The 25,128-nt window shown below is 57.8% G+C and carries 31 protein-coding genes; 20 read left to right on the forward strand and 11 right to left on the reverse strand.

Going from position 1 to position 25,128, the window contains the following annotated elements; all coding sequences use genetic code 11:
• Positions 1 to 109: 109 nt before the first annotated feature.
• Positions 110 to 250 (forward strand): hypothetical protein, encoded by a 141-nt coding sequence (locus C2E15_RS21830; RefSeq protein ID WP_174705699.1) that lies wholly within the window; start codon positions 110 to 112, stop codon positions 248 to 250.
• Positions 251 to 281: 31 nt separating this feature from the next.
• On the opposite strand, the gene fliE is transcribed toward C2E15_RS21830, so the two are convergent.
• Positions 282 to 593: a flagellar hook-basal body complex protein FliE gene (gene fliE / locus C2E15_RS12890; protein ID WP_104957722.1), complete on the reverse strand. Its 312-nt coding sequence runs from the start codon at positions 591 to 593 to the stop codon at positions 282 to 284.
• Positions 594 to 819: 226 nt separating this feature from the next.
• On the opposite strand from fliE, the gene fliF reads away from it, so the two are divergent.
• From fliF to C2E15_RS12965, 15 genes are all read left to right on the forward strand, one after another.
• Positions 820 to 2,553, forward strand: a complete 1,734-nt coding sequence (fliF, locus tag C2E15_RS12895) for a flagellar basal-body MS-ring/collar protein FliF (RefSeq protein ID WP_104957723.1) — start codon at positions 820 to 822, stop codon at positions 2,551 to 2,553.
• The gene (fliG, locus tag C2E15_RS12900; RefSeq protein ID WP_104957724.1) at positions 2,550 to 3,542 is read left to right on the forward strand and encodes a flagellar motor switch protein FliG; all 993 of its coding nucleotides are present in this window, start codon (positions 2,550 to 2,552) and stop codon (positions 3,540 to 3,542) included. The genes fliF and fliG overlap by 4 nt, the downstream gene beginning before the upstream one ends.
• Positions 3,535 to 4,242 (forward strand): flagellar assembly protein FliH, encoded by a 708-nt coding sequence (gene fliH, locus C2E15_RS12905; protein ID WP_104957725.1) that lies wholly within the window; start codon positions 3,535 to 3,537, stop codon positions 4,240 to 4,242. Before fliG ends, fliH begins: the two co-directional genes overlap by 8 nt.
• On the forward strand, positions 4,242 to 5,603 hold the full coding sequence (gene fliI, locus C2E15_RS12910) for a flagellar protein export ATPase FliI (RefSeq protein WP_104957726.1): 1,362 nt from the start codon (positions 4,242 to 4,244) through the stop codon (positions 5,601 to 5,603). Before fliH ends, fliI begins: the two co-directional genes overlap by 1 nt.
• 44 nt (positions 5,604 to 5,647) lie before the next feature.
• The gene (gene fliJ, locus C2E15_RS12915) at positions 5,648 to 6,094 is read left to right on the forward strand and encodes a flagellar export protein FliJ (RefSeq protein ID WP_104957727.1); all 447 of its coding nucleotides are present in this window, start codon (positions 5,648 to 5,650) and stop codon (positions 6,092 to 6,094) included.
• Positions 6,091 to 7,365, forward strand: a complete 1,275-nt coding sequence (locus C2E15_RS12920; protein WP_104957728.1) for a flagellar hook-length control protein FliK — start codon at positions 6,091 to 6,093, stop codon at positions 7,363 to 7,365. Before fliJ ends, C2E15_RS12920 begins: the two co-directional genes overlap by 4 nt.
• 132 nt (positions 7,366 to 7,497) lie before the next feature.
• Positions 7,498 to 7,980: a flagellar basal body-associated protein FliL gene (fliL, locus tag C2E15_RS12925; protein WP_104957729.1), complete on the forward strand. Its 483-nt coding sequence runs from the start codon at positions 7,498 to 7,500 to the stop codon at positions 7,978 to 7,980.
• Positions 7,981 to 7,984: 4 nt separating this feature from the next.
• The gene (fliM, locus tag C2E15_RS12930) at positions 7,985 to 8,992 is read left to right on the forward strand and encodes a flagellar motor switch protein FliM (RefSeq protein ID WP_104957730.1); all 1,008 of its coding nucleotides are present in this window, start codon (positions 7,985 to 7,987) and stop codon (positions 8,990 to 8,992) included.
• Positions 8,985 to 9,395, forward strand: coding sequence for a flagellar motor switch protein FliN (fliN, locus tag C2E15_RS12935; RefSeq protein ID WP_104957731.1), 411 nt, complete (start codon positions 8,985 to 8,987; stop codon positions 9,393 to 9,395). The genes fliM and fliN overlap by 8 nt, the downstream gene beginning before the upstream one ends.
• A gap of 2 nt (positions 9,396 to 9,397) precedes the next feature.
• Entirely contained in the window at positions 9,398 to 9,802 is a 405-nt protein-coding gene (fliO, locus tag C2E15_RS12940; protein ID WP_104959176.1) for a flagellar biosynthetic protein FliO, read from the forward strand.
• Positions 9,802 to 10,533, forward strand: a complete 732-nt coding sequence (fliP, locus tag C2E15_RS12945; protein WP_104959175.1) for a flagellar type III secretion system pore protein FliP — start codon at positions 9,802 to 9,804, stop codon at positions 10,531 to 10,533. Before fliO ends, fliP begins: the two co-directional genes overlap by 1 nt.
• A gap of 14 nt (positions 10,534 to 10,547) precedes the next feature.
• Positions 10,548 to 10,817: a flagellar biosynthesis protein FliQ gene (gene fliQ, locus C2E15_RS12950; RefSeq protein ID WP_104957732.1), complete on the forward strand. Its 270-nt coding sequence runs from the start codon at positions 10,548 to 10,550 to the stop codon at positions 10,815 to 10,817.
• Positions 10,818 to 10,863: 46 nt separating this feature from the next.
• Positions 10,864 to 11,649: a flagellar biosynthetic protein FliR gene (gene fliR / locus C2E15_RS12955; protein ID WP_104957733.1), complete on the forward strand. Its 786-nt coding sequence runs from the start codon at positions 10,864 to 10,866 to the stop codon at positions 11,647 to 11,649.
• A 650-nt stretch (positions 11,650 to 12,299) separates the two neighbouring features.
• Entirely contained in the window at positions 12,300 to 12,935 is a 636-nt protein-coding gene (gene rcsA / locus C2E15_RS12960) for a transcriptional regulator RcsA (RefSeq protein ID WP_104957734.1), read from the forward strand.
• A gap of 169 nt (positions 12,936 to 13,104) precedes the next feature.
• Positions 13,105 to 14,805, forward strand: coding sequence for a methyl-accepting chemotaxis protein (locus tag C2E15_RS12965; RefSeq protein WP_104957735.1), 1,701 nt, complete (start codon positions 13,105 to 13,107; stop codon positions 14,803 to 14,805).
• 251 nt (positions 14,806 to 15,056) lie between these two features.
• Here C2E15_RS12965 and dsrB read toward each other — a convergent pair whose 3' ends face one another.
• Together dsrB and C2E15_RS12975 are read right to left on the reverse strand one after the other, a co-directional pair.
• The gene (gene dsrB, locus C2E15_RS12970) at positions 15,057 to 15,254 is read right to left on the reverse strand and encodes a protein DsrB (RefSeq protein ID WP_104957736.1); all 198 of its coding nucleotides are present in this window, start codon (positions 15,252 to 15,254) and stop codon (positions 15,057 to 15,059) included.
• Between the two features lie 57 nt (positions 15,255 to 15,311).
• Complete coding sequence (locus C2E15_RS12975) at positions 15,312 to 15,470, reverse strand: YqaE/Pmp3 family membrane protein (protein ID WP_038625380.1); 159 nt, start codon at positions 15,468 to 15,470, stop codon at positions 15,312 to 15,314.
• Between the two features lie 337 nt (positions 15,471 to 15,807).
• Between C2E15_RS12975 and C2E15_RS12980 the strand changes: the two genes are divergently transcribed.
• The 3 genes from C2E15_RS12980 to C2E15_RS12995 all read left to right on the forward strand — a co-directional run bounded on the left by C2E15_RS12980 (position 15,808) and on the right by C2E15_RS12995 (position 18,712).
• Positions 15,808 to 16,011, forward strand: a complete 204-nt coding sequence (locus tag C2E15_RS12980) for a DUF2525 domain-containing protein (RefSeq protein ID WP_104957737.1) — start codon at positions 15,808 to 15,810, stop codon at positions 16,009 to 16,011.
• Between the two features lie 629 nt (positions 16,012 to 16,640).
• Complete coding sequence (locus tag C2E15_RS12990) at positions 16,641 to 17,447, forward strand: mannosyl-3-phosphoglycerate phosphatase-related protein (protein WP_104957739.1); 807 nt, start codon at positions 16,641 to 16,643, stop codon at positions 17,445 to 17,447.
• 44 nt (positions 17,448 to 17,491) lie between these two features.
• Complete coding sequence (locus C2E15_RS12995; protein WP_104957740.1) at positions 17,492 to 18,712, forward strand: glycosyltransferase family protein; 1,221 nt, start codon at positions 17,492 to 17,494, stop codon at positions 18,710 to 18,712.
• On the opposite strand, the gene dgcQ is transcribed toward C2E15_RS12995, so the two are convergent.
• The 7 genes from dgcQ to C2E15_RS13025 all read right to left on the reverse strand — a co-directional run bounded on the left by dgcQ (position 18,709) and on the right by C2E15_RS13025 (position 23,425).
• Entirely contained in the window at positions 18,709 to 20,382 is a 1,674-nt protein-coding gene (dgcQ, locus tag C2E15_RS13000; RefSeq protein ID WP_167391874.1) for a cellulose biosynthesis regulator diguanylate cyclase DgcQ, read from the reverse strand. The genes C2E15_RS12995 and dgcQ overlap by 4 nt on opposite strands.
• 84 nt (positions 20,383 to 20,466) lie before the next feature.
• Positions 20,467 to 20,745, reverse strand: a complete 279-nt coding sequence (locus C2E15_RS13005) for a hypothetical protein (protein ID WP_104957742.1) — start codon at positions 20,743 to 20,745, stop codon at positions 20,467 to 20,469.
• Positions 20,746 to 20,838: 93 nt separating this feature from the next.
• Entirely contained in the window at positions 20,839 to 21,516 is a 678-nt protein-coding gene (locus C2E15_RS13010) for a LexA family protein (protein WP_104957743.1), read from the reverse strand.
• 112 nt (positions 21,517 to 21,628) lie between these two features.
• Positions 21,629 to 21,808: a YodC family protein gene (locus tag C2E15_RS13015; RefSeq protein ID WP_104957744.1), complete on the reverse strand. Its 180-nt coding sequence runs from the start codon at positions 21,806 to 21,808 to the stop codon at positions 21,629 to 21,631.
• A gap of 257 nt (positions 21,809 to 22,065) precedes the next feature.
• On the reverse strand, positions 22,066 to 22,197 hold the full coding sequence (locus tag C2E15_RS22220) for a hypothetical protein (RefSeq protein ID WP_257152224.1): 132 nt from the start codon (positions 22,195 to 22,197) through the stop codon (positions 22,066 to 22,068).
• 40 nt (positions 22,198 to 22,237) lie between these two features.
• Positions 22,238 to 23,140 (reverse strand): DUF808 domain-containing protein, encoded by a 903-nt coding sequence (locus C2E15_RS13020; protein ID WP_104957745.1) that lies wholly within the window; start codon positions 23,138 to 23,140, stop codon positions 22,238 to 22,240.
• A 15-nt stretch (positions 23,141 to 23,155) separates the two neighbouring features.
• Entirely contained in the window at positions 23,156 to 23,425 is a 270-nt protein-coding gene (locus C2E15_RS13025; RefSeq protein ID WP_104957746.1) for a hypothetical protein, read from the reverse strand.
• A 162-nt stretch (positions 23,426 to 23,587) separates the two neighbouring features.
• On the opposite strand from C2E15_RS13025, the gene yedA reads away from it, so the two are divergent.
• Positions 23,588 to 24,484 (forward strand): drug/metabolite exporter YedA, encoded by an 897-nt coding sequence (yedA, locus tag C2E15_RS13030; protein ID WP_104957747.1) that lies wholly within the window; start codon positions 23,588 to 23,590, stop codon positions 24,482 to 24,484.
• Positions 24,485 to 24,609: 125 nt separating this feature from the next.
• Here the strand turns inward: yedA and C2E15_RS13035 are convergent, their stop codons facing one another.
• Complete coding sequence (locus C2E15_RS13035) at positions 24,610 to 25,110, reverse strand: very short patch repair endonuclease (protein ID WP_104957748.1); 501 nt, start codon at positions 25,108 to 25,110, stop codon at positions 24,610 to 24,612.
• Between the last annotated feature and the right edge of the window lie 18 nt (positions 25,111 to 25,128).

Raw genomic sequence — 25,128 nt, forward strand, 5'->3', positions numbered from 1 at the left:
AACCCTCAAACGATCCGGAATCAGGCACCGTAAGGCATACCAGTCCCGACACACTTATGCATGCTGGTCTCTGTCCGCTGGCGCCAACCCAAACTTTGTGGCGAACCAAATGGGATACTCAAACTCCCAGATGGTTTACCAGGTCTACGGCGCCTGGATGCCGGAGAACAACAACGACCAGGTTAACCTGCTCAACGCCAGGTTGAACGAGTTTGTCCTGCATATGCCCTACAGGAGAGCCGCAAGCTAAGTTATTTTATAGTAATCAATAACCTACCCTACTACACCTGCATGTTCATAATTTCCTGGTAGGCGGATACCAGTTTGTTACGCACCTGAACGCCCATCTGCATAGAGATAGACGATTTTTGCAGATCGACCATCACGTCGTTCAGCGCGATACCCGGTTTGCCCAACTCAAAATTCTGTGCCTGCGTACGCGCGCTGTTCTGCGTGTCGCTGATCTTGTCCAGCGCCGCCTTCATCTGCGCGGCGAAGTCTGCATGCGCGCTGGTGTCGGTGCTTCTGTTGCTTGCCTGCAGCGAGCCAAGCTGCAGCTGCTGAATGACGCTTTCTATCCCCTGGATTGCCATGTTAACCCTCGTTATTGGCGGTTTGTTCGATTTACGGAACAAAACTTAACACAAAGTCAATAAGACAAAGGGTGTAAATGACAGCAAAAAACACGGCTTTTTGACCCATCGAAATTGGCGAATAAGAAAATAATGGCATCCATTGAAGTGGAACTTTTCTAAGCCGCATCAGGGAGTCAGTTTTGTCACCACTTAACACACAGTCCGGTCAACTGCCAGGCAGGAAATGGTCATGAATGCTACCGCAACTCAGGATACAGCAAATAAGAAAGGCTTTAATGACCTTCTTGCTCGCCTGCGCGCGAATCCGCGGATACCGCTGATTATCGCGGCGGCCGCAGCCGCTGCCATCGTTGTCGCGCTGGTGCTTTGGGCGAAAACGCCTGATTACCGCGTCCTTTATAACAACCTTTCAGATGAGGACGGCGGCGCGATCGTTACGCAGCTTACTCAGATGAATATCCCCTACCGTTTCGAGGAGAACGGCGGCGCGCTGACGGTGCCCGCAGAAAAGGTGCATGAACTGCGCCTGCGTCTCGCTCAGCAGGGCCTGCCGAAAGGCGGCGCGGTTGGGTTTGAACTGCTCGATAAAGAGAAGTTCGGCATCAGCCAGTTCAGCGAGCAGGTTAACTACCAGCGCGCGCTGGAAGGCGAGCTGTCGCGCACTATCGAAACGCTCGGTCCGGTAAAAGGCGCGCGCGTCCATCTGGCGATGCCGAAACCGACGCTGTTCGTTCGCGAGCAGAAGTCCCCGTCCGCCTCCGTCACGCTGCTGCTGCAGCCGGGACGTGCGCTGGATGAAGGACAGATCAGCGCCATCGTGCATATGGTCTCCAGCAGCGTCGCCGGGCTGCCGCCGGGCAACGTGACGGTGGTCGATCAAAGCGGCCGTCTGCTGACCCATTCCGACGCGGCGGGCCGCGATCTGAACGACGCGCAGCTGAAATACGCTACCGAAGTGGAAAGCCGCTATCAGCAACGTATCGAAGCGATCCTCGCGCCAATCGTCGGCAACGGCAATGTGCATGCGCAGGTGACCGCTCAGATCGATTTCGACGCGCGTGAACAGACTGAAGAACAGTATAAGCCGAACAGCGATCCGGCCAATGCCGCGGTGCGTTCGCGCCAGAGCAGCAGCAGCGAACAGCTGGGCGGCCAGTCTCCTGGCGGCGTGCCGGGTGCGCTGTCGAACCAGCCTGCGCCGGCCAACAGCGCGCCGATCGTGACGCCGAACGCCAACGCGAACGCCAGTAACGGCAACAACGCGAATGCTAATAATGCGGCGGCTAATAACGGCACCACGGCCAGCACCGGCGGCAGCGCACGCGTCGTACCGTCCAACACGCATCACGACGACACGACGAACTATGAGCTGGATCGCACCATTCGTCATACCAAGATGAATGTCGGCAGCGTGAAACGTCTCTCCGTGGCCGTGGTGGTGAACTACCGCGCCGATGCGAAAGGCAAAGCGGTGGCACTGACAGATGCGCAGCTGAAACAGATTGAAGATCTGACGCGTGAAGCGATGGGCTACTCCACCGATCGCGGCGACAGCGTCAACGTAGTGAACTCGCAGTTTACGCAGACTGATGAAACCGGTGGCGACCTTCCGTTCTGGCAGCAACAGTCGTTCTTCGATCAGCTGATGAATGCAGGACGCTGGCTGTTGGTTGCTCTGGTCGCCTTCATCCTCTACCGCAAGATGGTGCGCCCGCAGCTGCTGCGCAAGCAAGAGATGGCCAAAGTGGCGCTCGAGCAGGCAACCGAGCAGGCGAAACAGCGTGAAGACGATCAGGCCTTCTCTGTCTCCCTCAGCAAAGATGAGCAGGAGCAGGAGCGTAAGTCTAAACATCGCATGAGCGCCGAAGTGATGAGCCAGCGCATCCGCGATATGTCTGAAAACGATCCGCGCATTGTGGCGCTGGTTATCCGCCAATGGATGAGTAACGAACTATGAGTCTGACCGGTACTGAAAAGAGCGCCGTCCTGCTGATGACGATTGGTGAAGACCGCGCGGCTGAGGTGTTCAAACACCTCAGCACCCGCGAAGTGCAGCACCTCAGCGCGGCGATGGCCAATATGCGCCAAGTGTCGCACCAGCAGCTGGCCGACGTGCTGCGTGAGTTTGAAACCGACGCCGAGCAGTTTGCGGCGCTGAGCCTCAACTCCAACGACTATCTGCGTTCAGTGCTGGTGAAGGCGCTGGGCGAAGAGCGCGCGGCGACGCTGCTGGAAGATATTCTCGAGACGCGCGAAACCACCACCGGCATGGAAACGCTCAACTTTATGGAACCGCCAGCGGCGGCCGATCTGATCCGCGACGAACATCCGCAGATCATCGCCACCATCCTGGTTCACCTGAAGCGTTCCCAGGCGGCGGATATTCTCGCCCTGTTCGACGACCGTCTGCGTCACGACGTCATGCTACGTATCGCCACCTTCGGCGGCGTGCAGCCGGCGGCGCTGGCGGAACTGACCGAAGTCCTCAACTCGCTGCTGGATGGCCAGAACCTCAAGCGCGCGAAGATGGGCGGCGTGAGAACCGCAGCGGAAATCATCAACCTGATGAAAACCCATCAGGAAGAGGCGGTTATGGAAGCGGTGCGCGAATTCGATGGCGAACTGGCACAGAAAATTATCGACGAAATGTTCCTGTTCGAAAACCTGGTGGATGTGGACGACCGCAGCATCCAGCGTCTGCTGCAGGAAGTGGAGTCGGAGTCGCTGCTGGTCGCCCTGAAAGGCGCCGATCAGCCGCTGCGCGAGAAGTTCCTCAAGAACATGTCGCAGCGTGCGGCCGATATCCTGCGCGACGATCTGGCCAACCGCGGCCCGGTGCGTATGTCGATGGTGGAAAACGAACAGAAAGCGATCCTGCTCATCGTTCGTCGTCTGGCGGAAAGTGGCGAGATGGTAATTGGCGGATCCGAGGAAACCTATGTCTGATGCCTTTTCTTCCCGTCCGTGGCAGCGCTGGCAGCCTGACGATTTAACCCGCTTCGATCAGCCCGCCAGCGAGCCGCGCGCGGAGCCTGATTTCGCCTTCGTCGATAACGAAGAAGGCGAAGAGCCGTCGCAGCAGTCCCTGCTGGAGCAGCTTCAGCTGCAGGCGCGTCTCGATGCGCACGCGCAGGGCTACGCCGAGGGTCAGCAAAAAGGCTTCAACGAAGGCAAACAGGCCGGCTTTGACGCCGGCTTTCAGCAGGGGCTGGCGGAAGCGCAGCAGCAGCAGGCGCCGATTCAGGCGCGCATGCAGCAGCTGGTGACCGAATTCCAGCACACGCTGGAAGCGCTCGACAGCGTCATCGCCTCCCGCCTGCTGCAGCTGGCGCTGGAAGCGGCGCGTCAGGTGATCGGTCAGGCGACAGCGGTCGACGGCTCCGCCCTGCTGCGACAGATTCAGCAGATGATTCAGCAAGAGCCGATGTTCAGCGGCAAGCCGCAGCTGCGCGTGCATCCTGACGATCTGCAACGCGTTGAGCAAACGCTCGGCCCCACGCTCGATCTGCACGGCTGGCGCCTGCTGGCGGACAGTTCGCTGCACCCGGGCGGCTGTAAGCTGAGTGCGGAAGATGGCGATTTAGACGCCAGCGTGGCGACGCGCTGGCATGAGCTGTGCCGCCTGGCGGCGCCTGGAGAGCTGTAATGACCACTCGTCTTTCCCGTTGGTTAGGTTCGTTGGATAGCTTTGAACAGCGTCTGGCAGACGTACCCACCGTGCGCCGTTATGGCCGCCTGACGCGCGCCACCGGCCTGGTGCTGGAGGCGACCGGCCTGCAGCTGCCGCTCGGCGCCACCTGCGTTATCGAACGCAACGACGGCAAGCAGATCGCGGAAGTTGAAAGTGAAGTGGTCGGCTTTAACGGTCAGAAACTGTTTCTGATGCCGCTGGAAGAAGTCGAAGGCATTCTGCCCGGCGCGCGCGTCTTCGCGCGCGGCAACGGCGATAACGCCCAGAGCGGCAAACAGCTGATGCTCGGTCCGCAGCTGCTGGGCCGCGTGCTGGACGGCAGCGGCCGTCCGCTTGACGGCCTGCCCGCGCCGGAAACCGGCTATCGCGCGCCGCTGATCACCCCGCCGTTTAACCCGCTGCAGCGTACGCCGATTACGGATGTGCTGGATACCGGCGTACGGGCGATCAATGCCCTGCTCACCGTCGGCCGCGGCCAGCGTATGGGTCTGTTCGCCGGTTCCGGCGTCGGCAAATCGGTGCTGCTCGGCATGATGGCACGCTACACCAAAGCGGACGTGATCGTCGTCGGCCTGATCGGCGAGCGCGGTCGCGAAGTAAAAGACTTTATTGAAAACATTCTCGGCACCGAGGGTCGCGCGCGCTCGGTGGTGATCGCCGCGCCGGCGGATGTCTCTCCCCTGCTGCGTATGCAGGGTGCCGCCTACGCTACGCGCATCGCCGAAGACTTTCGCGATCGCGGGCAGCATGTGCTGCTGATTATGGATTCCCTGACCCGCTACGCCATGGCGCAGCGTGAGATCGCGCTGGCGATCGGCGAACCGCCGGCAACCAAAGGCTATCCGCCTTCGGTATTCGCCAAGCTGCCGGCGCTGGTGGAGCGCGCCGGTAACGGCATCGACGGCGGCGGATCGATCACAGCCTTTTATACCGTTCTGACGGAAGGCGACGATCAGCAAGACCCGATCGCCGACTCTGCGCGCGCCATTCTCGACGGCCACGTGGTGCTGTCGCGGCGGCTGGCGGAGGCGGGCCACTATCCGGCCATCGATATCGAAGCCTCAATCAGCCGCGCGATGACCGCGCTGATCGATGAAACCCACTACGCGCGCGTACGCCAGTTTAAGCAATTGCTCTCCAGCTATCAGCGCAACCGCGATCTGATCAGCGTCGGCGCCTATGCTGCCGGCAGCGATCCGATGCTGGATAAAGCGATCAAGCTCTGGCCGATGCTGGAAGCGTTTTTGCAACAGGGCATCTTCGAGCGCAGCAGCTACGACGATGCTTGCCTGCATCTGCAGGCGATCTTTGGTTGATGTCGCCGGGCCTGGCCCGACGCGAGGAGTGAGGTCACCTTACGATGGCAAAACCAAACAGTGCGATGGAAACCCTGCGCGATCTGGCGCAAAAAGAGGTAGAGGACGCGGCAATCCGGCTCGGCACCATGCGGCGCGCGCAGCAGCAGGCTGACGATCAGCTGAACATGCTGCTGAACTATCAGGATGAATACCGCCATAAGCTGAACGACAACATGTCGACCGGCATCGCCAGTTCGCGCTGGACCAACTATCACCAGTTTATACAGACGCTGGAAAAAGCCATTGAGCAGCACCGCCACCAGCTGGCGCAGTGCAACCAGAAAGTCGAACAGGCGCTGGATATCTGGCGCAACAAACAGCAACGGCTGCATGCCTGGGAGACGCTGCAGGCGCGCTCGCAGGCGAACGAACTGTTACAGGAAAACCGTCTCGATCAGAAACGGATGGATGAGTATGCCCAGCGGGCATCATTGAGGAAAGGCGAATGATTAAGCTGCCAACATCGGTCAACACTCTCAGCGGCGGAAGCGGCGCTGACCTTTCCGCCAGCGTCGCCGGCACGGTCGGCGGCGATAGCGCCGGCGCGGCCGGGCAGCTGCCGGAAGCATTTCTTACCCTGCTCGGCAACCGTCTGCTGACGCTGACGAAACAGGGCGACGATAAAGCGCCGGCTGCGGTCGGCGCCGATAAGCTGCAGGCGGACAACGCGCCCGCTACTGAGCTGAGCCAGCTGCTGGCGGCGCTGGAAAAACCGGACGCGCTTAACGCTCTGCTGACGCCGGAAAAGGCTAAAGAGAGCGGCAAATCCGCCGATGATAAAGATGAGCTGAAACGAGACACCCTGAGCGCGGCCGACCAGCAATCGCTGCAGGCGCTGTTCGCCATGCTGCCGCAAACGCCATTGGTGCAGCAGGCGGCGAAGTCCAGCGACATAAAGCTGGCGGGCGATAGCCTTGCGGCCCCGCCGGGCGCGCAGGGCGGCAACCTGAAAGCGACGCTGGCGGCGCTGAATGCGCAGCAGCCGTCGACCGCCGATGCGCTGGCGGATAAAGCCGCTTCGGGCGCCGGCGCGCAATCGGGCCTGACGGCAGCAGCCGCGCCGGCGACCGCCACAAATGGTGATAACGCCGGCGGCAGCGCCGCGTTCCAGAGCATGCTGAACGGCGCGAAGCAGAATGAAGGGAACGACAATAAAGAAAGCCTGCCGCCGCAAACGTTGAGCGCGCTGTCGGCGGCAATGCACAGCGCCACCGCCGCGGTAGCGCAGCCGGCGGCCTCGGCGACCACGATGGCGCCAGCCACGCCGCAGATTAACGCGCAGCTGGGCAGCCCGGAGTGGCAGCAGGCGGTAAGCCAGCAGGTATTGATGTTTAGCCGCAACGGGCAGCAGACCGCCGAGCTGCGTCTGCATCCCGATGACCTGGGCGCGATCCAGATCAGTCTGAAGCTGGATAACGACCAGGCGCAGCTGAATATGGTTTCCGGCCACAGCCAGGTGCGCGCCGCGCTGGAAGCCGCGCTGCCGCATCTGCGCGCCGCGCTGGCGGAGAACGGCATCAACCTGAGCCAGAGCAACGTTGGCAGCGATGCTTTCCCGCAGAGCGGGGGCTTCGGCGGCCAGCAAGAGTCGCGCCGCGACCAGGCGCAGGGCGGATTCTCCCTGACGCCGGAAAACGATAACGACATCACGCCGATCGCCGTTCCCGCCGCTTTACAGGCGCGCGCGGCCGGTAGCAGCGCTGTCGATACATTCGCCTGACGGCGACAAACGCCAAAGGTAAAAGCAAAAGGCGCGTCTTTTCCCCCCATTGATCGGCGAGAGACGCGGGATAATCACTCTCGGCTCGCCACTACGGCCTGCCCCAGATAATTCACAGGGTATTTCTGCAAAATGTCTGATAACGCGAAAGCCAAAGGCCGCAAACGTTCCATCCTGATTCCGGTGTTACTGGTTGTAACGCTGGCCGCTTGCAGCGTGGCAGGCTATGCAGTCTGGCGAATAATGAATAAAACCGACGGTCATCCGGAAGCCGCGAAAGTGGAACCGCCTGCCGCGCCGGTCTTTTTTGCTCTTGATACATTTACGGTTAACCTGGTCAATGCGGATAACGATCCCGATCGCGTGCTGTACGTAGGCTTTACCCTGCGTCTGCCCGACGAAGCGACGCGTCTTCGCATGAACGACTACCTGCCTGAAGTTCGTAGCCGGTTACTGCTGCTGCTTTCCCGCCAGGATTCACTGAAGCTGGCATCGGAAACGGGCAAGCAGGCGCTGGTGGAACAGATCAAGCAGTCGCTGGCGCCGCCGCTGGTTAAAGGTCAACCTCCGCAGGTCGTAAACGATGTACTGTTTACCGCCTTCATTTTGAGGTGAGTTAATGGGCGATAGCATTCTTTCACAAGCTGAGATTGACGCGCTTCTCAATGGCGACAGCGAAAGCGCGGAAGATGATAAGAATAAAAGTACGGGCGATAACAATATTCGCCCCTACGACCCGAATACCCAGCGTCGCGTGGTGCGCGAGCGTCTGCAGGCGCTGGAAATCATCAACGAACGCTTTGCGCGTCAGTTCCGTATGGGGCTGTTTAACCTGTTGCGTCGTAGTCCGGATATCAGCGTCGGGGCGATTAAAATTCAGCCGTATCATGAATTCGCCCGTAACCTGCCGGTGCCGACCAACCTGAACCTGATCCACCTGAAGCCGCTGCGCGGAACCGCTCTGTTCGTGTTCTCGCCAAGCCTGGTGTTTATCGCGGTGGATAACCTGTTCGGGGGCGACGGCCGCTTCCCCACGAAAGTGGAAGGTCGCGAATTTACCCACACGGAACAGCGCGTCATCCGCCGTATGCTCAAGCTGGCGCTGGAAGGCTACAGCGACGCATGGAAAGCGATTTATCCGTTGGATGTTGAATATGTGCGTTCGGAGATGCAGGTGAAGTTCACCAACATCACCACCTCGCCGAACGATATTGTGGTCACCACGCCGTTTCAGGTGGAGATCGGTAACCTGGTAGGGGAATTCAACATCTGTATCCCCTTCAGCATGATCGAGCCGCTGCGCGAACTGTTGGTCAACCCGCCGCTGGAAAACTCCCGGCAGGAAGATCAGCACTGGCGCGAAACGCTGGTGAAGCAGGTGCAGCACTCCGAGCTGGAGCTGATTGCCACCTTTGCCGACGTTTCTCTGCGCCTGTCGCGCATACTGCAGCTGAAGCCCGGCGATGTACTGCCGATTGAAAAACCGGACCGCATTATCGCCCATGTCGACGGCGTGCCGGTGTTGACCAGCCAGTACGGCACCCTGAACGGGCAGTACGCGCTGCGTGTAGAACACTTGATTAACCCGATTTTGAATTCGCTGAATGAGGAACAGCCCGATGAGTGACAGCAATAACACGTCCAATGACAATATCTCTGCGGACGATCTGTGGGCTGAGGCGATGGGTGAACAAGCCGCAGCCGACAGCACGTCATCCACGGATAACGTCTTCAAATCGTTAGAGAGTAAAGATCTCGGCGGGTCGCTGCAGGATATCGATCTGATCATGGATATCCCGGTAAAGCTGACCGTTGAGCTGGGCCGCACCAAGATGACCATCAAAGAGCTGCTGCGTCTGACGCAGGGTTCGGTGGTGGCGCTGGAAGGCCTCGCCGGCGAGCCGCTGGATATCCTGATCAACGGCTACCTGATCGCCCAGGGCGAAGTGGTGGTGGTCAATGATAAATATGGCGTGCGCATTACCGACATTATCACGCCCTCTGAACGTATGCGTCGCCTGAGCCGTTAATGATGAACAGCCATACCCAGCAGGCTTCTTCCCTGCACGCCGCACAGCCCGCCTTCTCCACCGGTTCCGCGCTGACTCAGGTCAGCAGCGTGCTGGCGGGCATCGTGCTGCTGATCCTCGCCTGCGCCTGGCTGGCGAAACGCTTCGGCTTCGCGCCCAAGCGTCTTGGCGGCCCGCAGGCGCTGAAAATCAGCGCCAGCGTTCAGGTCGGTCAGCGCGAACGCGTGGTGATTGTCGAGGTAGAAGATGCCCGCCTGGTATTGGGCGTGACCGCGCAGCAGATTACCCATCTGCATACGCTGCCGCCTAAAGATCCCGAACAACAGGATGCGCCGCCCGCCCAGGCGGCACCTGACTTCCGTCAGATTTTACAGACGTTAGTGAAACGTCCCGGAAAACCCCAATGATTCGTCGCCTGCTTCCGTTGCTGCCTCTGCTGCTGTTAGCGCCCGAGGTGCATGCTCAGTTGCCTGGTCTGGTTACGCAGCCGCTGCCTGGCGGCGGACAGAGCTGGTCTCTGCCCGTGCAGACGCTGGTGTTCATCACCTCGCTGACCTTTTTGCCGGCCATTTTGCTGATGATGACCAGCTTTACGCGCATCATCATCGTCTTCGGCCTGCTGCGCAACGCGCTCGGCACGCCGTCCGCGCCGCCGAACCAGGTCCTGCTGGGGCTGTCGCTGTTTCTGACGTTTTTCATCATGGCGCCGGTGTTCGATAAGATCTATCAGGACGCCTACCTGCCGTTCAGTCAGGACAAAATCGCGATGGACGTGGCGCTGGAGAAAGGGGCGCAGCCGCTGCGCGAATTTATGCTGCGTCAGACGCGTGAAGCAGATCTGGCGCTGTTCGCCCGCCTGGCCAATACGGCGCCGATTGCCGGACCGGAAGCGGTGCCGATGCGCATTCTGCTGCCCGCCTACGTGACCAGCGAGCTGAAAACCGCGTTTCAGATTGGCTTCACCGTCTTTATTCCGTTTTTGATTATCGATCTGGTCATTGCCAGCGTGCTGATGGCGCTGGGGATGATGATGGTACCGCCGGCAACGATTGCCCTGCCATTTAAGCTGATGTTGTTTGTGTTGGTGGATGGCTGGCAGCTGCTGGTCGGGTCGCTGGCGCAGAGCTTTTATTCCTGATACCCGGAGCAATCATGACCCCAGAATCGGTAATGGTCCTTGGCCACGACGCGATGAAAGTCGCCCTGATGGTCGCCGCGCCGCTGCTGCTGGCCGCGCTGGTCAGCGGCCTGATTATCAGCCTGCTGCAGGCGGCAACGCAGGTCAACGAACAGACGCTCTCTTTTATTCCTAAAATCCTGGCCGTCGCCGCAACTGTGGTGGTCGCCGGTCCGTGGATGCTGAACCTGCTGCTGGACTATATCCGCACACTGTTCAGCAACCTGCCCTACATGATTGGCTAGCCGAGCTTTCGGCGCGCCGCCTTCCCGGTTTTGAGAGACGCGATTTATGGTAACGCTGGACAGCAGCCAACTTATGCTGTGGGTCGGTCAGTTCTTCTGGCCGATGGTGCGCCTGCTGGCGCTGTTCAGCACTGCGCCGATCTTCAGCGAACATTCCATCAGTAAAAAGGTCAAAATCGGTCTGGCGCTGATGATTACCTGGATCCTCGCGCCGGAGTTGCCGCCGACGAATGTTACGCTGTTTTCCGTGGGCGGTTTTTGGCTGTTGATTCAACAACTGTTGATTGGCATTGCGTTAGGATTCACCATGCAGTTCGCGTTTGCCGCGGTACGCATGGCGGGCGAACTGATCGGATTACAGATGGGGCTCTCTTTTGCTACCTTCTTTGATCCGGGCAGCCGCCTGAATATGCCGGTGCTGGCGCGCTTTCTCGATATGCTGGCGATGCTGCTGTTTTTAACCTTTAACGGTCACCTGTGGCTGATCTCGTTACTGGCGGACAGTTTTCATACATTGCCCATCGGGGGAGACCCACTTAATGCCAATGCATTCCTGGCGCTTGCCAAAGCGGGTGGATTAATTTTCCTCAACGGGATGAGACTTGCGCTTCCGCTAATCATTTTGCTGCTCACCATTAACCTGGCCCTGGGTTTGTTAAACCGCGTTGCACCACAGCTCTCCGTTTTCGCTATAGGCTTTCCTGTAACCTTATCGATCGGAATTTTAACAATTGGCATACTTATGCCCCTGCTTGCTCCTTTCTGTGAGCATCTGTTCAGCGAAGTATTTGATTTACTTTCTGACATACTTTCTGAAATGCCGCAAAAGTAAACTCCAGCATTTCTTAAGCCGCGCTGTATCTATACTTAAGCACCCACAATGTTTCTGCGTACTTTTCGAACCATTTTTATCAGAATTTCACTGAGGAAAATCTGATAAATTGTTTTGGGCGATGAAATTTATTCGCATTAAATGGCGCTTCGCGTATTTTAAAACGGAATTCGCAACGGGCGTAAAGTCAGGTCCAGCACGGGTTAAACACGCAAATGGATGTTTTCGAAAGGAAAAATTTTTCTGCGGTTTTTTCTTGTCTAAATGGAATTTTTACGGCATTGTCGTCGCTCTCGAATTCATCACACATTCGAGAAATAAATGGTTTTAAGATTTGTCCTATCAGGATTATCTTAGTTCTGCGCGATAGTGAAAACGTTCTCAAAAGTTGCATCAGGCGTGCGCCAGGGCAAAATGTCGTTCCGACAGGTAGCCGCTTGCGTTCTGCTGCGCTTAAGGCAGTGATGTTCCCTGCCTGGCGTAAAAATCTGCTGTAGATACAAGGAAGAAAGATGACCTCGGCGATGCGCTGTTAAGAGTTCAGCACAGCTGAGTAAAATTACAAGATTGTTAATAGAAATCTTTCCCGTACCGCAAACGCGTATTCATCGTTGATTTAAACGGATAACAAATTGGTGAGGGTCGCTATCATGCCAACGATTATTATGGATTCATGCAGCTATACACGTCTGGGATTAATGGATTACATGGCAACAAAGGGAGTTAAGAAGAAAAATATCTCATCCGTTAACGATATCGAACAGCTACATATTAAGTGTCAGCAGGTTAAACCTGGCGTTGTCTTTATTAATGAAGAGTGTTTCATTCATGAAGCGGATTCCAGTGAACGTATTCGTAATATTATTTTGCAGCACCCTGACACCATATTTTTTATATTTATGGCGATTGCCAATATCCATTTTGAGGAATATCTCTACGTTCGTAAGAACCTGATTATTACGTCAAAATCGATAAAGTCCGCCACTTTGGATAAATTATTAAGTAGCTACCTGCAGAAAAAGATTAGCACCTCTACCCGCACGTCTTCCGGCATCGACGTCAATCCACTGACGCTCAGCCAGACGGAATCGAATATGCTTAAAATGTGGATGTCAGGTCATGACACCATACAGATTTCCGACAAGATGCAAATTAAAGCCAAGACGGTTTCATCGCATAAAGGCAATATTAAACGTAAGATCAAAACCCATAATAAACAGGTGATCTATCATGTGGTGCGCTTGACGGATAACGTGACATCCGGCATCTACGTGAACGTAAGATAAGTCTCTATGTCAATGTAAGATAAAAGAAAGGCCGGCTTTGCCGGCCTTTCTTTTTGCTTTTCTGTTTTGCGATCTGCCTCTCATTTATCCCGCTAAGCCTTTTGCCGGGGTTGCCGATGCTTATTACGGATCTGACATCGCCTACCTTACCTACAGAGAGCAAAAGGATATGAAAACCACCTCCCCTGACGGGGCCCATGACCGGGTCAGTTTTTGGCAGCATCTGCGTTTGGTTCCCATGTTCACTACGATTTTCACCGGCATTCTGGTGCTTTTCGCCCTGAGCATTGGCCTTTCCGGCTGGTTTTTACAGCAAAGCAACCGGTCGCTGGATGAGGCGACGCAGGAAATTCAGATACGCATGGCGCTCTCCAACAGCTCCAACCATCTGCGCACCGCCAGGCTGCTGGTGATCCACGCCGCCGCCGCCGCGCGCATCGGCGAAATGGATGAGTTTCGCGCCATTCTGGGCGCGGTGGAAAAGCGTCTTGGTCAGGCACAGCAAAACTTTACTACCTACCTTAATCGTCCCAATAAAGGCGACGCGGACAGCGCGCTGGACGCGCCGCTGCAGGAGCGTTTCAACGCCTACCTGACGAAAGGCGTGACGCCGATGGTGCAATCGGCGAAACAGGGCAGCTTCGAAGGGGCGATCGCCCAGGAAACCGATGTTACCCGCAAACTCGACGATGCCTATAACGCCGTGCTGTTAAAGGCGATTCAGATCCGCACCGCGCGCGCTGAGGCGATCAATCAGCGGGCCAGTGCCCAGTCTCAGCTGGGCTATCTGATTATGGGCGCGGCCTTTGCCGTTGCGCTGGCGCTGACGCTGATGACCTTTATCTTCCTGCGTCGCGTAGTGATCCAGCCGCTGCATCAGGCAGGGGAAAGCATCGCGCGCATCGCCGCAGGCGACCTGACCGCCCCGCCCCGCAGTTGGGGCCGCAGCGAGATTGGCGTGCTGAGTGCCAATCTGCAGGCGATGCAGCGCTCACTGGTGACCACCGTCGGCGTCGTGCGCGAAGGTGCGGTGGCGATCTACCAGGGATCCGGCGAGATCAGCGCCGGCAATACCGATCTCTCGTCGCGTACCGAACAACAGGCCTCAGCGCTGGAGCAGACCGCCGCCAGCATGGAGCAGCTGACCGCCACGGTGAAACAGAACGCCGATAATGCCCATCATGCCAGCCAGCTGGCAGCCGACGCCTCCGGTAAAGCGCGCGAAGGCGGCGATATCGTCAGCGGCGTTATCAGCACCATGAACAATATCTCCGGCAGCTCAAAGAAAATCGCCGAGATCACGACAGTTATTAACAGTATCGCTTTCCAGACCAATATTCTGGCGCTGAACGCCGCGGTGGAAGCGGCACGCGCTGGCGAACAGGGGCGCGGTTTTGCCGTGGTCGCCAGCGAAGTGCGCAACCTTGCGCAACGCAGCGCGCAGGCGGCGAAAGAGATTGAGGGGCTGATCGCCGAATCGGTCAATCTGATTGGTCGCGGTTCTGAGCAGGTTAGCCATGCGGGCACCACCATGACCGACATTGTCGAGGCGGTTCGCCGTGTGACCGATATTATGGCGGAGATCGCCGCCGCCTCCGATGAGCAGAGCCGCGGTATTCAACAGGTCAGCCAGGCGGTAACGGAAATGGATAACGTGACGCAGCAAAACGCCTCGCTGGTGGAAGAGGCGTCATCCGCCGCCGCTTCGCTGGAGGAGCAGGCCGCGCGCCTGACGCAGGCTGTTGCTGCGTTTCGTCTGTCGCAGCAAGAAACGGTTTCGCCGCTGAAAAGCGTCGCGTCGCAGAAAGCGCCGTCCGCCGCGAAACTGCGCCCCGCGCTGGCCGAAAATGAAAACTGGGAAACCTTTTAACGGGCGGGCTTCGCGCCATAAAAAAACACCTCCACAGGAGGTGTTTTTCTTTAAACATTGCCCACCAGACGCGGAAAGCGAAAAGCGGCAGCCCCTTTAACCGGCGGGCTCCGCGCCATAAAAAAACACCTCCACAGGAGGTGTTTTTCTTTAAGCATTGTCCACCAGGCGGGGAAAGCGAAAAGCGGCAGCCCCTTTAACCGGCGAGCTTCGCGCCATAAAAAAAACACCTCCACAGGAGGTGTTTTTCTTTACGCGTTGCCCGTTACGGGCTCAACGAAAATGCCGTCATCGTGCCCGGTTTCGTTGAAAAACCAGATGCCCAGCGGATAATCTTCCAGCGCCACCAGATACATGGTGCCTTCATTAAAATCCTCTACCGCCAGTACGGTGCCAGGCCGCCGTGGGCCGCCATCGGTTTTTACCGTGACGCGATCGTTTACCTTCATGTTTATCTTGCTCCCCTGCTCAGGCCATTAGCGTTACAGCGGAGAATAAACGGCGAATTAACGTCGCGCAATAACCCAGACCGCATGAATGATACCGGGAATATAGCCCAACAGCGTCAGCAGGATATTCAGCCAGAATGCGCCGCCGAAACCTACCTGTAAAAAGACCCCCAGCGGCGGTAACAAAATGGCAATAATAATGCGCAATAAGTCCATAACCTCTCCTGTGTTGTTGATTTTATCCATGGGTAAGTGTAGCAGCCGCGTAATTTATTGCCTGTAAGGTCAGGTAAAGGTTAAGAAATATCTTGGGCGCCTTTTCATTTCCTTAACGTTTTGCTGCAAGACTTCTGACGGGGGTTTTGCCTACACTTATTGCCACTGCACCAACCCCACAGGCGCAGTCAACCTAAAAGTAACAAGGATTTTTGCCCGCGCAGCGCGGGCTTTTTTTTGCGTATTTTCTTATTTATCCCTGCACGCGATCCCGGTCGCAATAACCGCCTGCACATCACCTATACTTTTGGCGTCCATCCTGATGCCGGAGGGAATTATGACGCATAACCGTATTAGCCGCGCGCCGTCAGACGAGATTGCCCGTCAGACCCCCACTGGTGCGGAGGGCGTTCAGCGCCTTGATGGCTGGAGCGAATGGGCGTATCAGGATGCGGAACGCGGCGCGGACGACAAGCCGGCGCTGGATGAGGCGTTTGAACTTGATATTCATGACTGTTCCGTCAGCGAGCGACATCGCTAAGCACGCTTGCGCCAGCAAGGGGCGTTAAGGGTACGTTAGTGAGTCACAGTGGTGCTAACGGGCTTTATCAGCGGCGTTGCTATGTGCGTTTCCGTTAGCGAATGACCCAAGGGCTTTTGTCAGCGTCATTGATCTGTGCGTTTCCATCAGCAAATGGCGCTGATGGGCCTGGGCCAGGCGCGTTTCCGTTAGCCAATGGCTCTGGAGGGGGATGTCATAAGCAGGCACTTTCACATTTTTCCGGACGCGCGTCAGAGCGGGCATAAAAAAATCCCGACCTGGTTGGGCCGGGATGACAGAGTCGTCAATGAAATTCGTTACACCAGGAAATTCCTTATAACGGCGACAGAGTACGTTAATTATTCCTTAAGATAAATCTCATTCACCCGGTATAACGCCTTTTATTTAACCGATATTGCCCATGCTGCGCTGGAAAAGCAGAGATTTTTCACTTTATTAGACGCGCACCCCATCCTGATCCGGCGCTTAACAAATCGCCTGATTTCCAGACTATTCTGAGCGAGTTCGCCACCTCCTGGTTACCCCGCCGCCCGTCAGAGTTAACAACTCTCGTTATACTTAGGCAGAGTCGCTACCGTATCGGACGCCGTTACTATGAGGACTTTGGCATGCCGAATTTGCAAGATCCCTTAATGATCGTCACTGACCTCGACGGGTCGCTGTTAGATCACCATACCTACAGCTGGCAGCCGGCGGAGCCGTGGTTAACACGGCTGCGCGAGGCGCATATTCCGCTGGTGATTTGTACCAGCAAAACCTCAGCGGAGATCATTCCGCTGCAGCAGCAGCTTGGTTTTCCCGGCGCACCCTTTATCGCCGAGAACGGCGCGCTGGTGCAGCTTGAAAATGCGCAGGGTGAAATGGTGCGTCACCACGCCGGCAAAGACTACAGCGAAATTTGCCACTGTCTGCGCCGTCTGCAGCAGCAGCACCATTTCCGCTTTACCGGCTTTATCGATTTTACTGAAAAAGAGCTGGCGGATATCACCGGCCTGCCGCCCGCCGGCGCCGCGCTGGCGCGCATGCGCGAGGCGTCGGAAACCCTGGTATGGCGCGACAGCGATGAGCAGCTTGCCCTGTTCCGCCAGGCGCTGGAGCAGGAATCACTGATGCTAGTGCAGGGCGGCCGCTTCTGGCACGTAATGCCGAAAGGCAGCGGTAAAGGCGAAGCGCTGCGCTGGCTGCTGCAGAATATGACCACCTCAGGAGGGAAGCGCTTTATTACCGTCGGGCTGGGCGACGGCCCTAACGACGCGCCGATGCTGGACAGCGTCGATTACGCCGTAGTGATCAAGGGATACAGCAAGAACCCGGTGGAGCTGACGCGCCAGGATGAGCGTCACGTCTATCAAACCATGGAATATGGCCCCGCTGGCTGGTGCGAAGGCCTCGACTATTTTATCTCACAGGAATGACTCAGGCGCGGCCGCAGGCCCGTTTGCTTGATGTGGAGCCAGATATGAGTGATTTTTTCCAGAACGGTGTCATAACGAATTTTCATAACCTGACCGGCCGCCCGACCGAGGCGCTGGAAAGTGAAATGGTGCAGTTTGCGCGTAAGCGCAAGATGGGATTGATTCTGCCGTCGCTGTTTTCCGAGCTGGAAGGTCCGGCGCTGAGCCATATTGTCGATGAGCTGGCGAAGGTGCCCTACCTGGAGGAAATTGTTATCGGGCTCGATCGCGCCGATCGCGATCAGTTTCTTTTCGCACGCGATTTCTTTTCGCGCCTGCCGCAGCGCCACCGCATTTTGTGGAACGACGGACCACGCCTGAAGGCGTTGGATGCGGAGCTGGATAAAGAGGGGCTGTCGCCAACCCAGCCGGGCAAAGGCCGCAACGTCTGGTTCTGCACCGGCTACACGCTCGCCTCCGATCGCAGCAGCTGCGTTGCGCTGCACGACTGCGATATCGTTACCTATGAGCGCGGCATGCTGGCGCGCCTGCTCTACCCGCTGGCGAACCCGGCGTTTGAGTATGAGTTCTGCAAAGGCTTCTATGCCCGCGTGGCGAACAACAAGCTCAACGGCCGCGTCGGCCGCCTGCTGGTGGGGCCGCTGCTGCGCTCGCTGCAGCAGGTCTATGGCCATTCAGACTATCTCGACTACCTGACCAGCTTCCGCTATCCGCTCTCGGGCGAATTTGCCATGCGCACCCATGTGCTGAACGGCATTAAAATCCCCGGCGACTGGGGACTGGAAATCGGCGTGCTGTCAGAAATTTACCGCAACTACACCACGCGGCAGACCTGCCAGGTGGAGATCGCCCACAACTACGATCACAAACATCAGCCGCTATCAGAAGAGGATGGCACCGGCGGCCTGCGCCGCATGAGTAACGATATCGTGCAGTCGCTGATGCGCAAGCTGGCGACCATGGGCGTAAACCTGACCAGCGATTCGTTCCGCGTGCTGAAAGCGACCTACTACCGCAACGCGCTCGATATGATGGAGATTTACAGCCACGAAGCGAGTATGAACGGGCTGCATTTCGATCAGCACAGCGAAGAGGCGGCGGTCGAGATGTTTACCCAGGCGATCCTCGACGCCGGACAGGCGTTTATGGAAAGACCTAACGACAAACCCTTTATCCCCAGCTGGAGCCGCGTCCAGTCCGCTTTCCCCGATATTTTGCAGCGTATCTATCAGGCGGTGGAAGAGGATAACCAAGGCAACGTCTAACCCTGCCAGCAGACGCGGTTGCGGCCGCCCTGCTTCGCCAGATAAAGCCTGCGGTCGGCTGCCGATTGCAGGCTTTCAATCGTCCAGGTTCCCTGTTCGCTACTGCTGGCGACGCCGAACGATGCGGTGATCTGCAAAGTCAGCCGGTCGTCGATAGCGACCTTTTCCGCCGCCAGCGCTGCCCGTATCCGCTCCGCCACGCCGCACGCATCTTCATGCCCGGTCTCCGGCAGCAGCAGGCAAAACTCTTCGCCGCCGATGCGCCCGCAGAGATCGCTTTCCCGCAGCTGCTGTTCAATAATTCGCGCCGTGTGCCTGAGCGCCTGATCCCCGGCGTGATGGCCCCAGCTGTCGTTCACCCGTTTAAAATAGTCGATATCGAGCTGGATCAGCGCCAGCGGCTGCTGATGCCGCTCGCACAGCGCGCTAAGCGGACGCGCTCGTTCGAAAAAGGCGCCGCGGTTGAGTAGCTGCGTCAGCGGATCGTGACTGGCGCGCTGATAGAGCTGATGCTGCAGCCCCAGGAGCCGATCGATCAGACGATGAATGGTATACCAGGCAACCAGCAGCAGCAGGGTAAAGAGCAGCCAGGTGAACAGCAGCACCAGCGAAACACGCCCTACCTCCCCCTGAATGCTCTCTTTCCAGGTCTGAATGCTAAGCAGTACGCCGTCGAAATCGTTCATGCGCCGCCAGCTGACAAAGCGCGCGCCCAGGCGCAGCTGCCCTTTATCAGCCCTGGCCGTCTGCTGACGCAGCAGCTCCCTCTCCTGCACGCTCAGATCATGCCCCTGCTTATAGGGAAAATTATCCGAGGCGGCCAGCGTATTCATGGCGCGGTCAAGCAGCAGAACGGCGCCCTGCCGGCCCGACGGCAACGCCTGTTGCAGGTAGGCGTGAACGCGATCGCTGGCGAAATCCATCGCCAGCACGCCGTACCAGTAATCCTCGCCGTCGACCGGCACGCTGACGGTCACCATGGCGCCTTCGTTCAGGCCACCCTGATAGACCTGGGTCCAGCGCAGCCGGCGCAGCGGATTGCTTTCGGGGGTCATCTCCGTGAAGTAGCTGCGCTGCGCCATAATGCGGTAGTTGTCCAGCGCCTGCTGGTTGCTGCTGGGTGGAAAAGAGCTAACGAAAAACCCGGCGCGTGAGAGATACCAAAGCCGCCGCTCAAAATCTTTTTCCGGTTCGGTAAACTGCAAAATAAAGCTGAACTCCAGCGCCGCGCCGACTTCTTTCTGCAGGCGCGCCCAGTCGCTGCGGTCGAGCAGCCCGTAAGCGCTCAGCTCGTGATCGGAAATGCCGCTCAGCGGCATATTACGTTGTGTATTGACGTTCAGGCTCCAGCTCGTCTTGCGACGCAGCTGGCTAAACAGCCGGATGGCGCGGCGGCTGTTGTCGGACTCCAGCGGATTGACCAGCGCATACTGCAGGATGCGGCGATAGAACAGCATCTTATCGAGGCTGGACTGAAACTGCCGCTCCAGATTATTGGCGATGGCGGAAACTCTCCCCTGACGCTCGGCTTCATAGGTTCTTTTCAATACCACCGCCTCGCGCCAGGTCAGGGCGGAAGAGAAAAGCAGCACGACAATAAAGCAAACATGAACGATAGCGTGCGGGTGCCGGTCCGATCCCCGACGGCGAAGCAACGCATGATTCAACACGCTCGGTACTCCTGATTGCACTCAGATTAGTAGCAGTGTAGCCAGAAACCCGCCGGCAAGGCGGGCCGGCAGATAATGCGCCCGCTACTCTTTTGGGCGGCCCTGCGCGGGCGGTTTGGCTTCCAGACGGCGCAGCTTGTTCCACGCCCGCCGAATGCCGCGCGGCGCCATCTGGCTGGCGTAGCGTTCGAAAATGGCGGTGCGGCGGCGCTGCTCTCTGCGGTTGTCATACCACATCATGCCGCCGCGCAGTATAGCGAAGGCCACGCCCAGCAGGTACCCCCACTCTTGTAGAGTGAGGCGGGTCAAATAGCCTTTCGCGAGGCCGGATAACAGCAACAACAGGTTCATTACGATGTCCATCCCCTTCTCCCAACGATAAAAAGGATGAATCAATAATGAACCATTGGTACATAAATAACAAGAACAATTAGTTCATTTTGTTAATGGGATCGCTTAACCTAAATTTTCCCATTTGGCTTCCACCACAACGCCGATGATGCGGCAGTCATCGTGGATTTCCTGCATTTTATATTCAGGATTTAACGGCTTAAGGTATTTGCGCCCGCCATCTTCGATATAGCGCTTAAAGGTTGCCTCGTTGGCATTAATCAGGCGGGCAACCACCAGCTTTCCTGATGTGGCGGGGATATCGGGATCGACCAGAATCATCATCCCTTCCGGAATGCTCAGCCCGACGGGCGAGGTCATCGAATCACCTTTGACCTCCAGCCAGAAGCTGTTTTCGCTGACATGGCGCGTGGTGGCGGGCCAGCGATCGATCTCGGCGCGCGACCAGGGTTCGACCGCCTCGCTCCAAAGCCCGGCGCTCACCCAGCTAATCAGCGGATAGCAGTGCGTGGCGGGCGCCTGGTTGACGCTGCGTACGTTGTTATCCAGCCGGGTCGAACCGAGCTGCAGCCACTCGCGGCTGACGTCAAGATAGTCGGCCAGCGCCTGAATTTTGCCGTCGCGCGGCAGTGCTTCGCCATTGAGCCATTTGCCCACCGCGCGCGGCGTGACCGCCAGCGCCCGCGCCAGCGCGACGCCGCGGCCGTGCGCCTCCAGCCCTTTACGATTGCAGGCTTCGATAAGCCTGGCGGAAAACGCCTGACGAGAGGTTTCTTCTGACATGGTTCACCTGGTTCATCTGTTACGCGCCAAAAAGGCGCAAAAAAGGAAATAATGAACCAAATGTACAAAATCGATACCCGCCAGTCAATACCGGCGGGTGCGGGAGAGGAAGTTAGCTGGCGAGCTGGCGGTCGAGAGCGACCGGGGAAAGTTCATCTTCGCGGAACGCTTCACGACGCACGCTGTAGCCGTCGTACCAGCGACACTCCACCATTCCGCTGGCGATGCCGGTGACGATCATGGTTTGACCACCCTCGATATGCTTCACTTCATCGCTGACGCTGATAAACATAATGCGGCCTCCTGAGTTAGGTTAAAAAGCACTCATTATGTATAGCAGGCAGCACCTGAATTTTCCTGCGCGACAGATAAAAAGCCGGAGCTGACACGCAACAGCCAGTGAAAAATAAGGAAAATAAACAAAGCCTGTAAAAATTGACGCAGCGGTTTAACGACATAGCCCCCTGAAAAGCAGGCATAAAAAAAACGGACCTGAGTCCGTTTTTGCCATTTTGACCACCGCGGTCGCCCGCGGCGTACGGCCGAAAATCAGATTTTGCAGCCTTCGCAGTCCGCTTCGTCATCCATCAGCTCGGGCAGTTCGCTCGCTTTCTTTTCCGCGTTGGCCTGCGCCTCTTCCAGCTGGGCGTCAATATCAAATTCAAACATATCGTCGTTCATGGCATGCTCCCGTTAATCAACTTTCGCCGCTCTTTATACCTTAAGCGCGCAGCTTCGCAATCAGATTTACCACCAACAGCACGATCGACCCAATGATAAAGCCGATCACCAGGTTGGCGCCGTTTTCCAGCAGCGTAGCGATAAAGCCGGCGAAACCGGCGCTAAAATGGGTGATGGCGTGATGCAGTGCCGGAATGCCATGCACCACAATGCCGCCGCCCACCAGAAACATCGCCAGCGTGCCGACCACCGACAGGATCTTCATCAACCAGGGCGCCGCCACCAACAGCACTTTGCCGATGCCGCGCGCCACGGCGGATGCTTTCTCGCTCAGCCAGTAGCCCAGGTCATCCAGCTTAACGATACCCGCCACAATGCCGTAAACGCCGATGGTTACCAGAATGGCGATGCCGGCCAGAATAATCACCTGGTTCAGCAGCGGCGCGTCGGAGACGATGCCGAGCGTGATAGCAACAATCTCCGCCGACAGAATAAAATCGGTGCGCACCGCGCCTTTGATTTTCTTCTTCTCGTAGCCGACCGGATCTTGCTCCACCAGCTTCTTCAGCCGCAGCTGACGCGCCTCCGGCGATTCGGCGTTTTTATCGTGATGCAGGCTGTGCATCACCTTCTCCACGCCCTCATAGCAGAGATAGGCGCCGCCCAGCATCAGCAGCGGCGTGATCGCCCAGGGGGCGAAAGCGCTGATCACCAGCGCCAGCGGCACCAGAATCAGCTTATTTAAAAACGACCCTTTCGCAACGCCCCAGACAACCGGCAGTTCGCGGTTGGCCTTTACGCCGGTGACCTGCTGCGCATTCAGCGACAGATCGTCGCCCAATACGCCGGCGGTTTTCTTTGCAGCGACCTTGCCCATGACAGAAATGTCATCCAGCAATGTCGCGATATCATCAAGCAATGTCAGTAAGCTACTTCCAGCCAAGTTAAATTCCTTATTTTACAGTTCATCATGCTGACAACAGGGGCAAACCTGTATCTCGCTGACCGCCATATCGGCGATGCCTTCACAATCCCACTCAACCCGCACCGGCCCTTCCCCGGCGTGATGGTGCAGGTATTTACTGACCGCGCTTTCCGTCATGCCGGTGATCACTTCTGTCGCCACCAGCGTTTCGCCAACATAGACCCGCGCCGTAGCGCGCGTGTTGACCATGCGCTCTCCCTGTAGCTTGTAGAGTCGCCGTACCGTCAGTTTAATGCTGGACATGCTCTCCCCCGGAGTGTTCAGGCTAAAACAGCGATCTAAGCAATTATGGTTCGCTTTGGCAAACTTTGCGCCGGATCACGCTGCGCCCCCGGCAAAAAAGCAGGTAATTTTGCCGGGTTCATGGCAGATTAAAAACCTTTTATTACAGATGGATTGGAAAAAATGTCGCGTTCCGCTGCCTCGCCGCTGCCCTTAGCGCTGGCGCTGTTTACTTTATATATCGTCTGGGGCTCTACCTATTTCGCTATTCGGCTCGGCGTGGAAAGCTGGCCGCCGATGATGCTGGCGGGGCTGCGCTTTTCGCTGGCCGGACTGATCCTGCTGGCGTTTCTGCGCTGGCGCGGTCAGCCGCTGCCGAACGCCCGCGCCGCGCTCAATGCGTGCCTGATTGGCCTGCTGCTGCTGGCGGTCGGCAACGGACTGGTGACGCTGGCGGAACATCAGCAGGTGCCGTCCGGGCTGGCGGCGGTAATGGTGGCGACGGTGCCGCTGTTCGCCATGTGTTTCAGTCGGCTGTTCGGCATCCGCACGCGCAAAATCGAGTGGCTCGGCATTCTGGTCGGGCTGGCGGGCATTGTGCTGCTGAACAGCGGCGGCCATCTGGCGGGCAATCCACAGGGGGCGATTCTGGTGCTGATTGCGGCGCTCAGCTGGGCATTCGGCTCGGTGCTGGGGTCGCGCATCGTGCTGCCGCAGGGGGCGATGGCGGGCGCGATAGAGATGCTGGCGGCGGGCGCGGCGCTGCTGTTGACCAGCGCGCTGAGCGGCGAGCGCCTGAGCGCGCTGCCCGATCTGCAGGGTTTTCTGGCGCTGAGCTATCTGATGCTGTTCGGCTCGATTATCGCCATCAACGCCTATATGTATCTGATCCGTAACGTCTCGCCGGCGATCGCTACCAGCTACGCCTATGTGAACCCGACGGTGGCGGTACTGCTTGGCACCTCGTTCGGCGGCGAAACGCTCTCGGCGCGCGAATGGCTGGCACTGGCGGTGATCATTTTCGCCGTGGTGCTGGTGACGCTGGGCAAGACGCTGTTCCCCGACCGCCGCGGCGTGTAACGCCCTGCCGGTTTTCAGCGCGGCGGACAGGCCTGGTCCGGCGACAACGTTTCAGCCTGGCGGACAGGCCTGGTCCGGCGACAACGTTTCAGCCTGGCGGACAGGCCTGGTCCGACGACAACGTTTCAGCCTGGCGGCTCGGTCTGTTCCGCCGGCAGCGTAAGCGGATGCATACCCTGGTGATCGATGGCGGCGTTACTCTCGCTCGCCAGAATCCACTCTTCCAGCCGGACGATGATCGCCTCGTCATCCAGCTTTAGCTTGCCGCGCAGTGCGCACTCCCACACTACCAATACTTTCCACTGCTGCTGCGTCAGCTGCTCGATATGGCGTCGATCGCGCGCCACATTACTGCCGATCTTACCCATCCAAAAGGCGGTGCGGGTGGCGGGTACCTTAAACAAATAGCAGTGATGGTGATGCCAGAAACAGCCGTGGACGAAAATGATCGCCCGCTGTTCATCCAGCACAAAATCGGGCCGTCCCGCCAGATTTTTATCCTGTACCCGATAGTGAAAGCCGCGATCGGTCAGCAGATTACCCAGACGCTGCTCAATGGCGGTATCGCGCGTGCGAATGGCGCGCATGTTCTTGCTGCGCACGGCGGCGGTATGCACATCGGCCATATTATTCCTCCTTGTGGT

It is taken from the genome of Mixta gaviniae (assembly GCF_002953195.1).
Classification (GTDB): Bacteria; Pseudomonadota; Gammaproteobacteria; order Enterobacterales; family Enterobacteriaceae; genus Mixta; species Mixta gaviniae.

Coding starts and splice junctions, on each gene's coding strand:
- fliM (WP_104957730.1), top strand. CDS start 7,985: ATGGGCGATAGCATTCTTTCACAAGCTGAGATTGACGCGCTTCTCAAT.
- fliR (WP_104957733.1), top strand. CDS start 10,864: ATGGTAACGCTGGACAGCAGCCAACTTATGCTGTGGGTCGGTCAGTTC.
- C2E15_RS13010 (WP_104957743.1), bottom strand. CDS start 21,516: ATGTCAGAAGAAACCTCTCGTCAGGCGTTTTCCGCCAGGCTTATCGAA.
- fliH (WP_104957725.1), top strand. CDS start 3,535: ATGTCTGATGCCTTTTCTTCCCGTCCGTGGCAGCGCTGGCAGCCTGAC.
- C2E15_RS12980 (WP_104957737.1), top strand. CDS start 15,808: ATGACGCATAACCGTATTAGCCGCGCGCCGTCAGACGAGATTGCCCGT.
- C2E15_RS13025 (WP_104957746.1), bottom strand. CDS start 23,425: ATGTCCAGCATTAAACTGACGGTACGGCGACTCTACAAGCTACAGGGA.
- fliL (WP_104957729.1), top strand. CDS start 7,498: ATGTCTGATAACGCGAAAGCCAAAGGCCGCAAACGTTCCATCCTGATT.
- fliG (WP_104957724.1), top strand. CDS start 2,550: ATGAGTCTGACCGGTACTGAAAAGAGCGCCGTCCTGCTGATGACGATT.
- C2E15_RS13005 (WP_104957742.1), bottom strand. CDS start 20,745: ATGGACATCGTAATGAACCTGTTGTTGCTGTTATCCGGCCTCGCGAAA.
- fliQ (WP_104957732.1), top strand. CDS start 10,548: ATGACCCCAGAATCGGTAATGGTCCTTGGCCACGACGCGATGAAAGTC.
- C2E15_RS21830 (WP_174705699.1), top strand. CDS start 110: ATGGGATACTCAAACTCCCAGATGGTTTACCAGGTCTACGGCGCCTGG.
- C2E15_RS13015 (WP_104957744.1), bottom strand. CDS start 21,808: ATGTTTATCAGCGTCAGCGATGAAGTGAAGCATATCGAGGGTGGTCAA.
- fliN (WP_104957731.1), top strand. CDS start 8,985: ATGAGTGACAGCAATAACACGTCCAATGACAATATCTCTGCGGACGAT.
- fliI (WP_104957726.1), top strand. CDS start 4,242: ATGACCACTCGTCTTTCCCGTTGGTTAGGTTCGTTGGATAGCTTTGAA.
- fliJ (WP_104957727.1), top strand. CDS start 5,648: ATGGCAAAACCAAACAGTGCGATGGAAACCCTGCGCGATCTGGCGCAA.
- rcsA (WP_104957734.1), top strand. CDS start 12,300: ATGCCAACGATTATTATGGATTCATGCAGCTATACACGTCTGGGATTA.
- fliO (WP_104959176.1), top strand. CDS start 9,398: ATGAACAGCCATACCCAGCAGGCTTCTTCCCTGCACGCCGCACAGCCC.
- C2E15_RS12990 (WP_104957739.1), top strand. CDS start 16,641: ATGCCGAATTTGCAAGATCCCTTAATGATCGTCACTGACCTCGACGGG.
- C2E15_RS13035 (WP_104957748.1), bottom strand. CDS start 25,110: ATGGCCGATGTGCATACCGCCGCCGTGCGCAGCAAGAACATGCGCGCC.
- C2E15_RS12975 (WP_038625380.1), bottom strand. CDS start 15,470: ATGGACTTATTGCGCATTATTATTGCCATTTTGTTACCGCCGCTGGGG.
- C2E15_RS12995 (WP_104957740.1), top strand. CDS start 17,492: ATGAGTGATTTTTTCCAGAACGGTGTCATAACGAATTTTCATAACCTG.
- C2E15_RS12920 (WP_104957728.1), top strand. CDS start 6,091: ATGATTAAGCTGCCAACATCGGTCAACACTCTCAGCGGCGGAAGCGGC.
- yedA (WP_104957747.1), top strand. CDS start 23,588: ATGTCGCGTTCCGCTGCCTCGCCGCTGCCCTTAGCGCTGGCGCTGTTT.
- C2E15_RS12965 (WP_104957735.1), top strand. CDS start 13,105: ATGAAAACCACCTCCCCTGACGGGGCCCATGACCGGGTCAGTTTTTGG.
- fliE (WP_104957722.1), bottom strand. CDS start 593: ATGGCAATCCAGGGGATAGAAAGCGTCATTCAGCAGCTGCAGCTTGGC.
- C2E15_RS22220 (WP_257152224.1), bottom strand. CDS start 22,197: ATGAACGACGATATGTTTGAATTTGATATTGACGCCCAGCTGGAAGAG.
- fliF (WP_104957723.1), top strand. CDS start 820: ATGGTCATGAATGCTACCGCAACTCAGGATACAGCAAATAAGAAAGGC.
- dsrB (WP_104957736.1), bottom strand. CDS start 15,254: ATGAAGGTAAACGATCGCGTCACGGTAAAAACCGATGGCGGCCCACGG.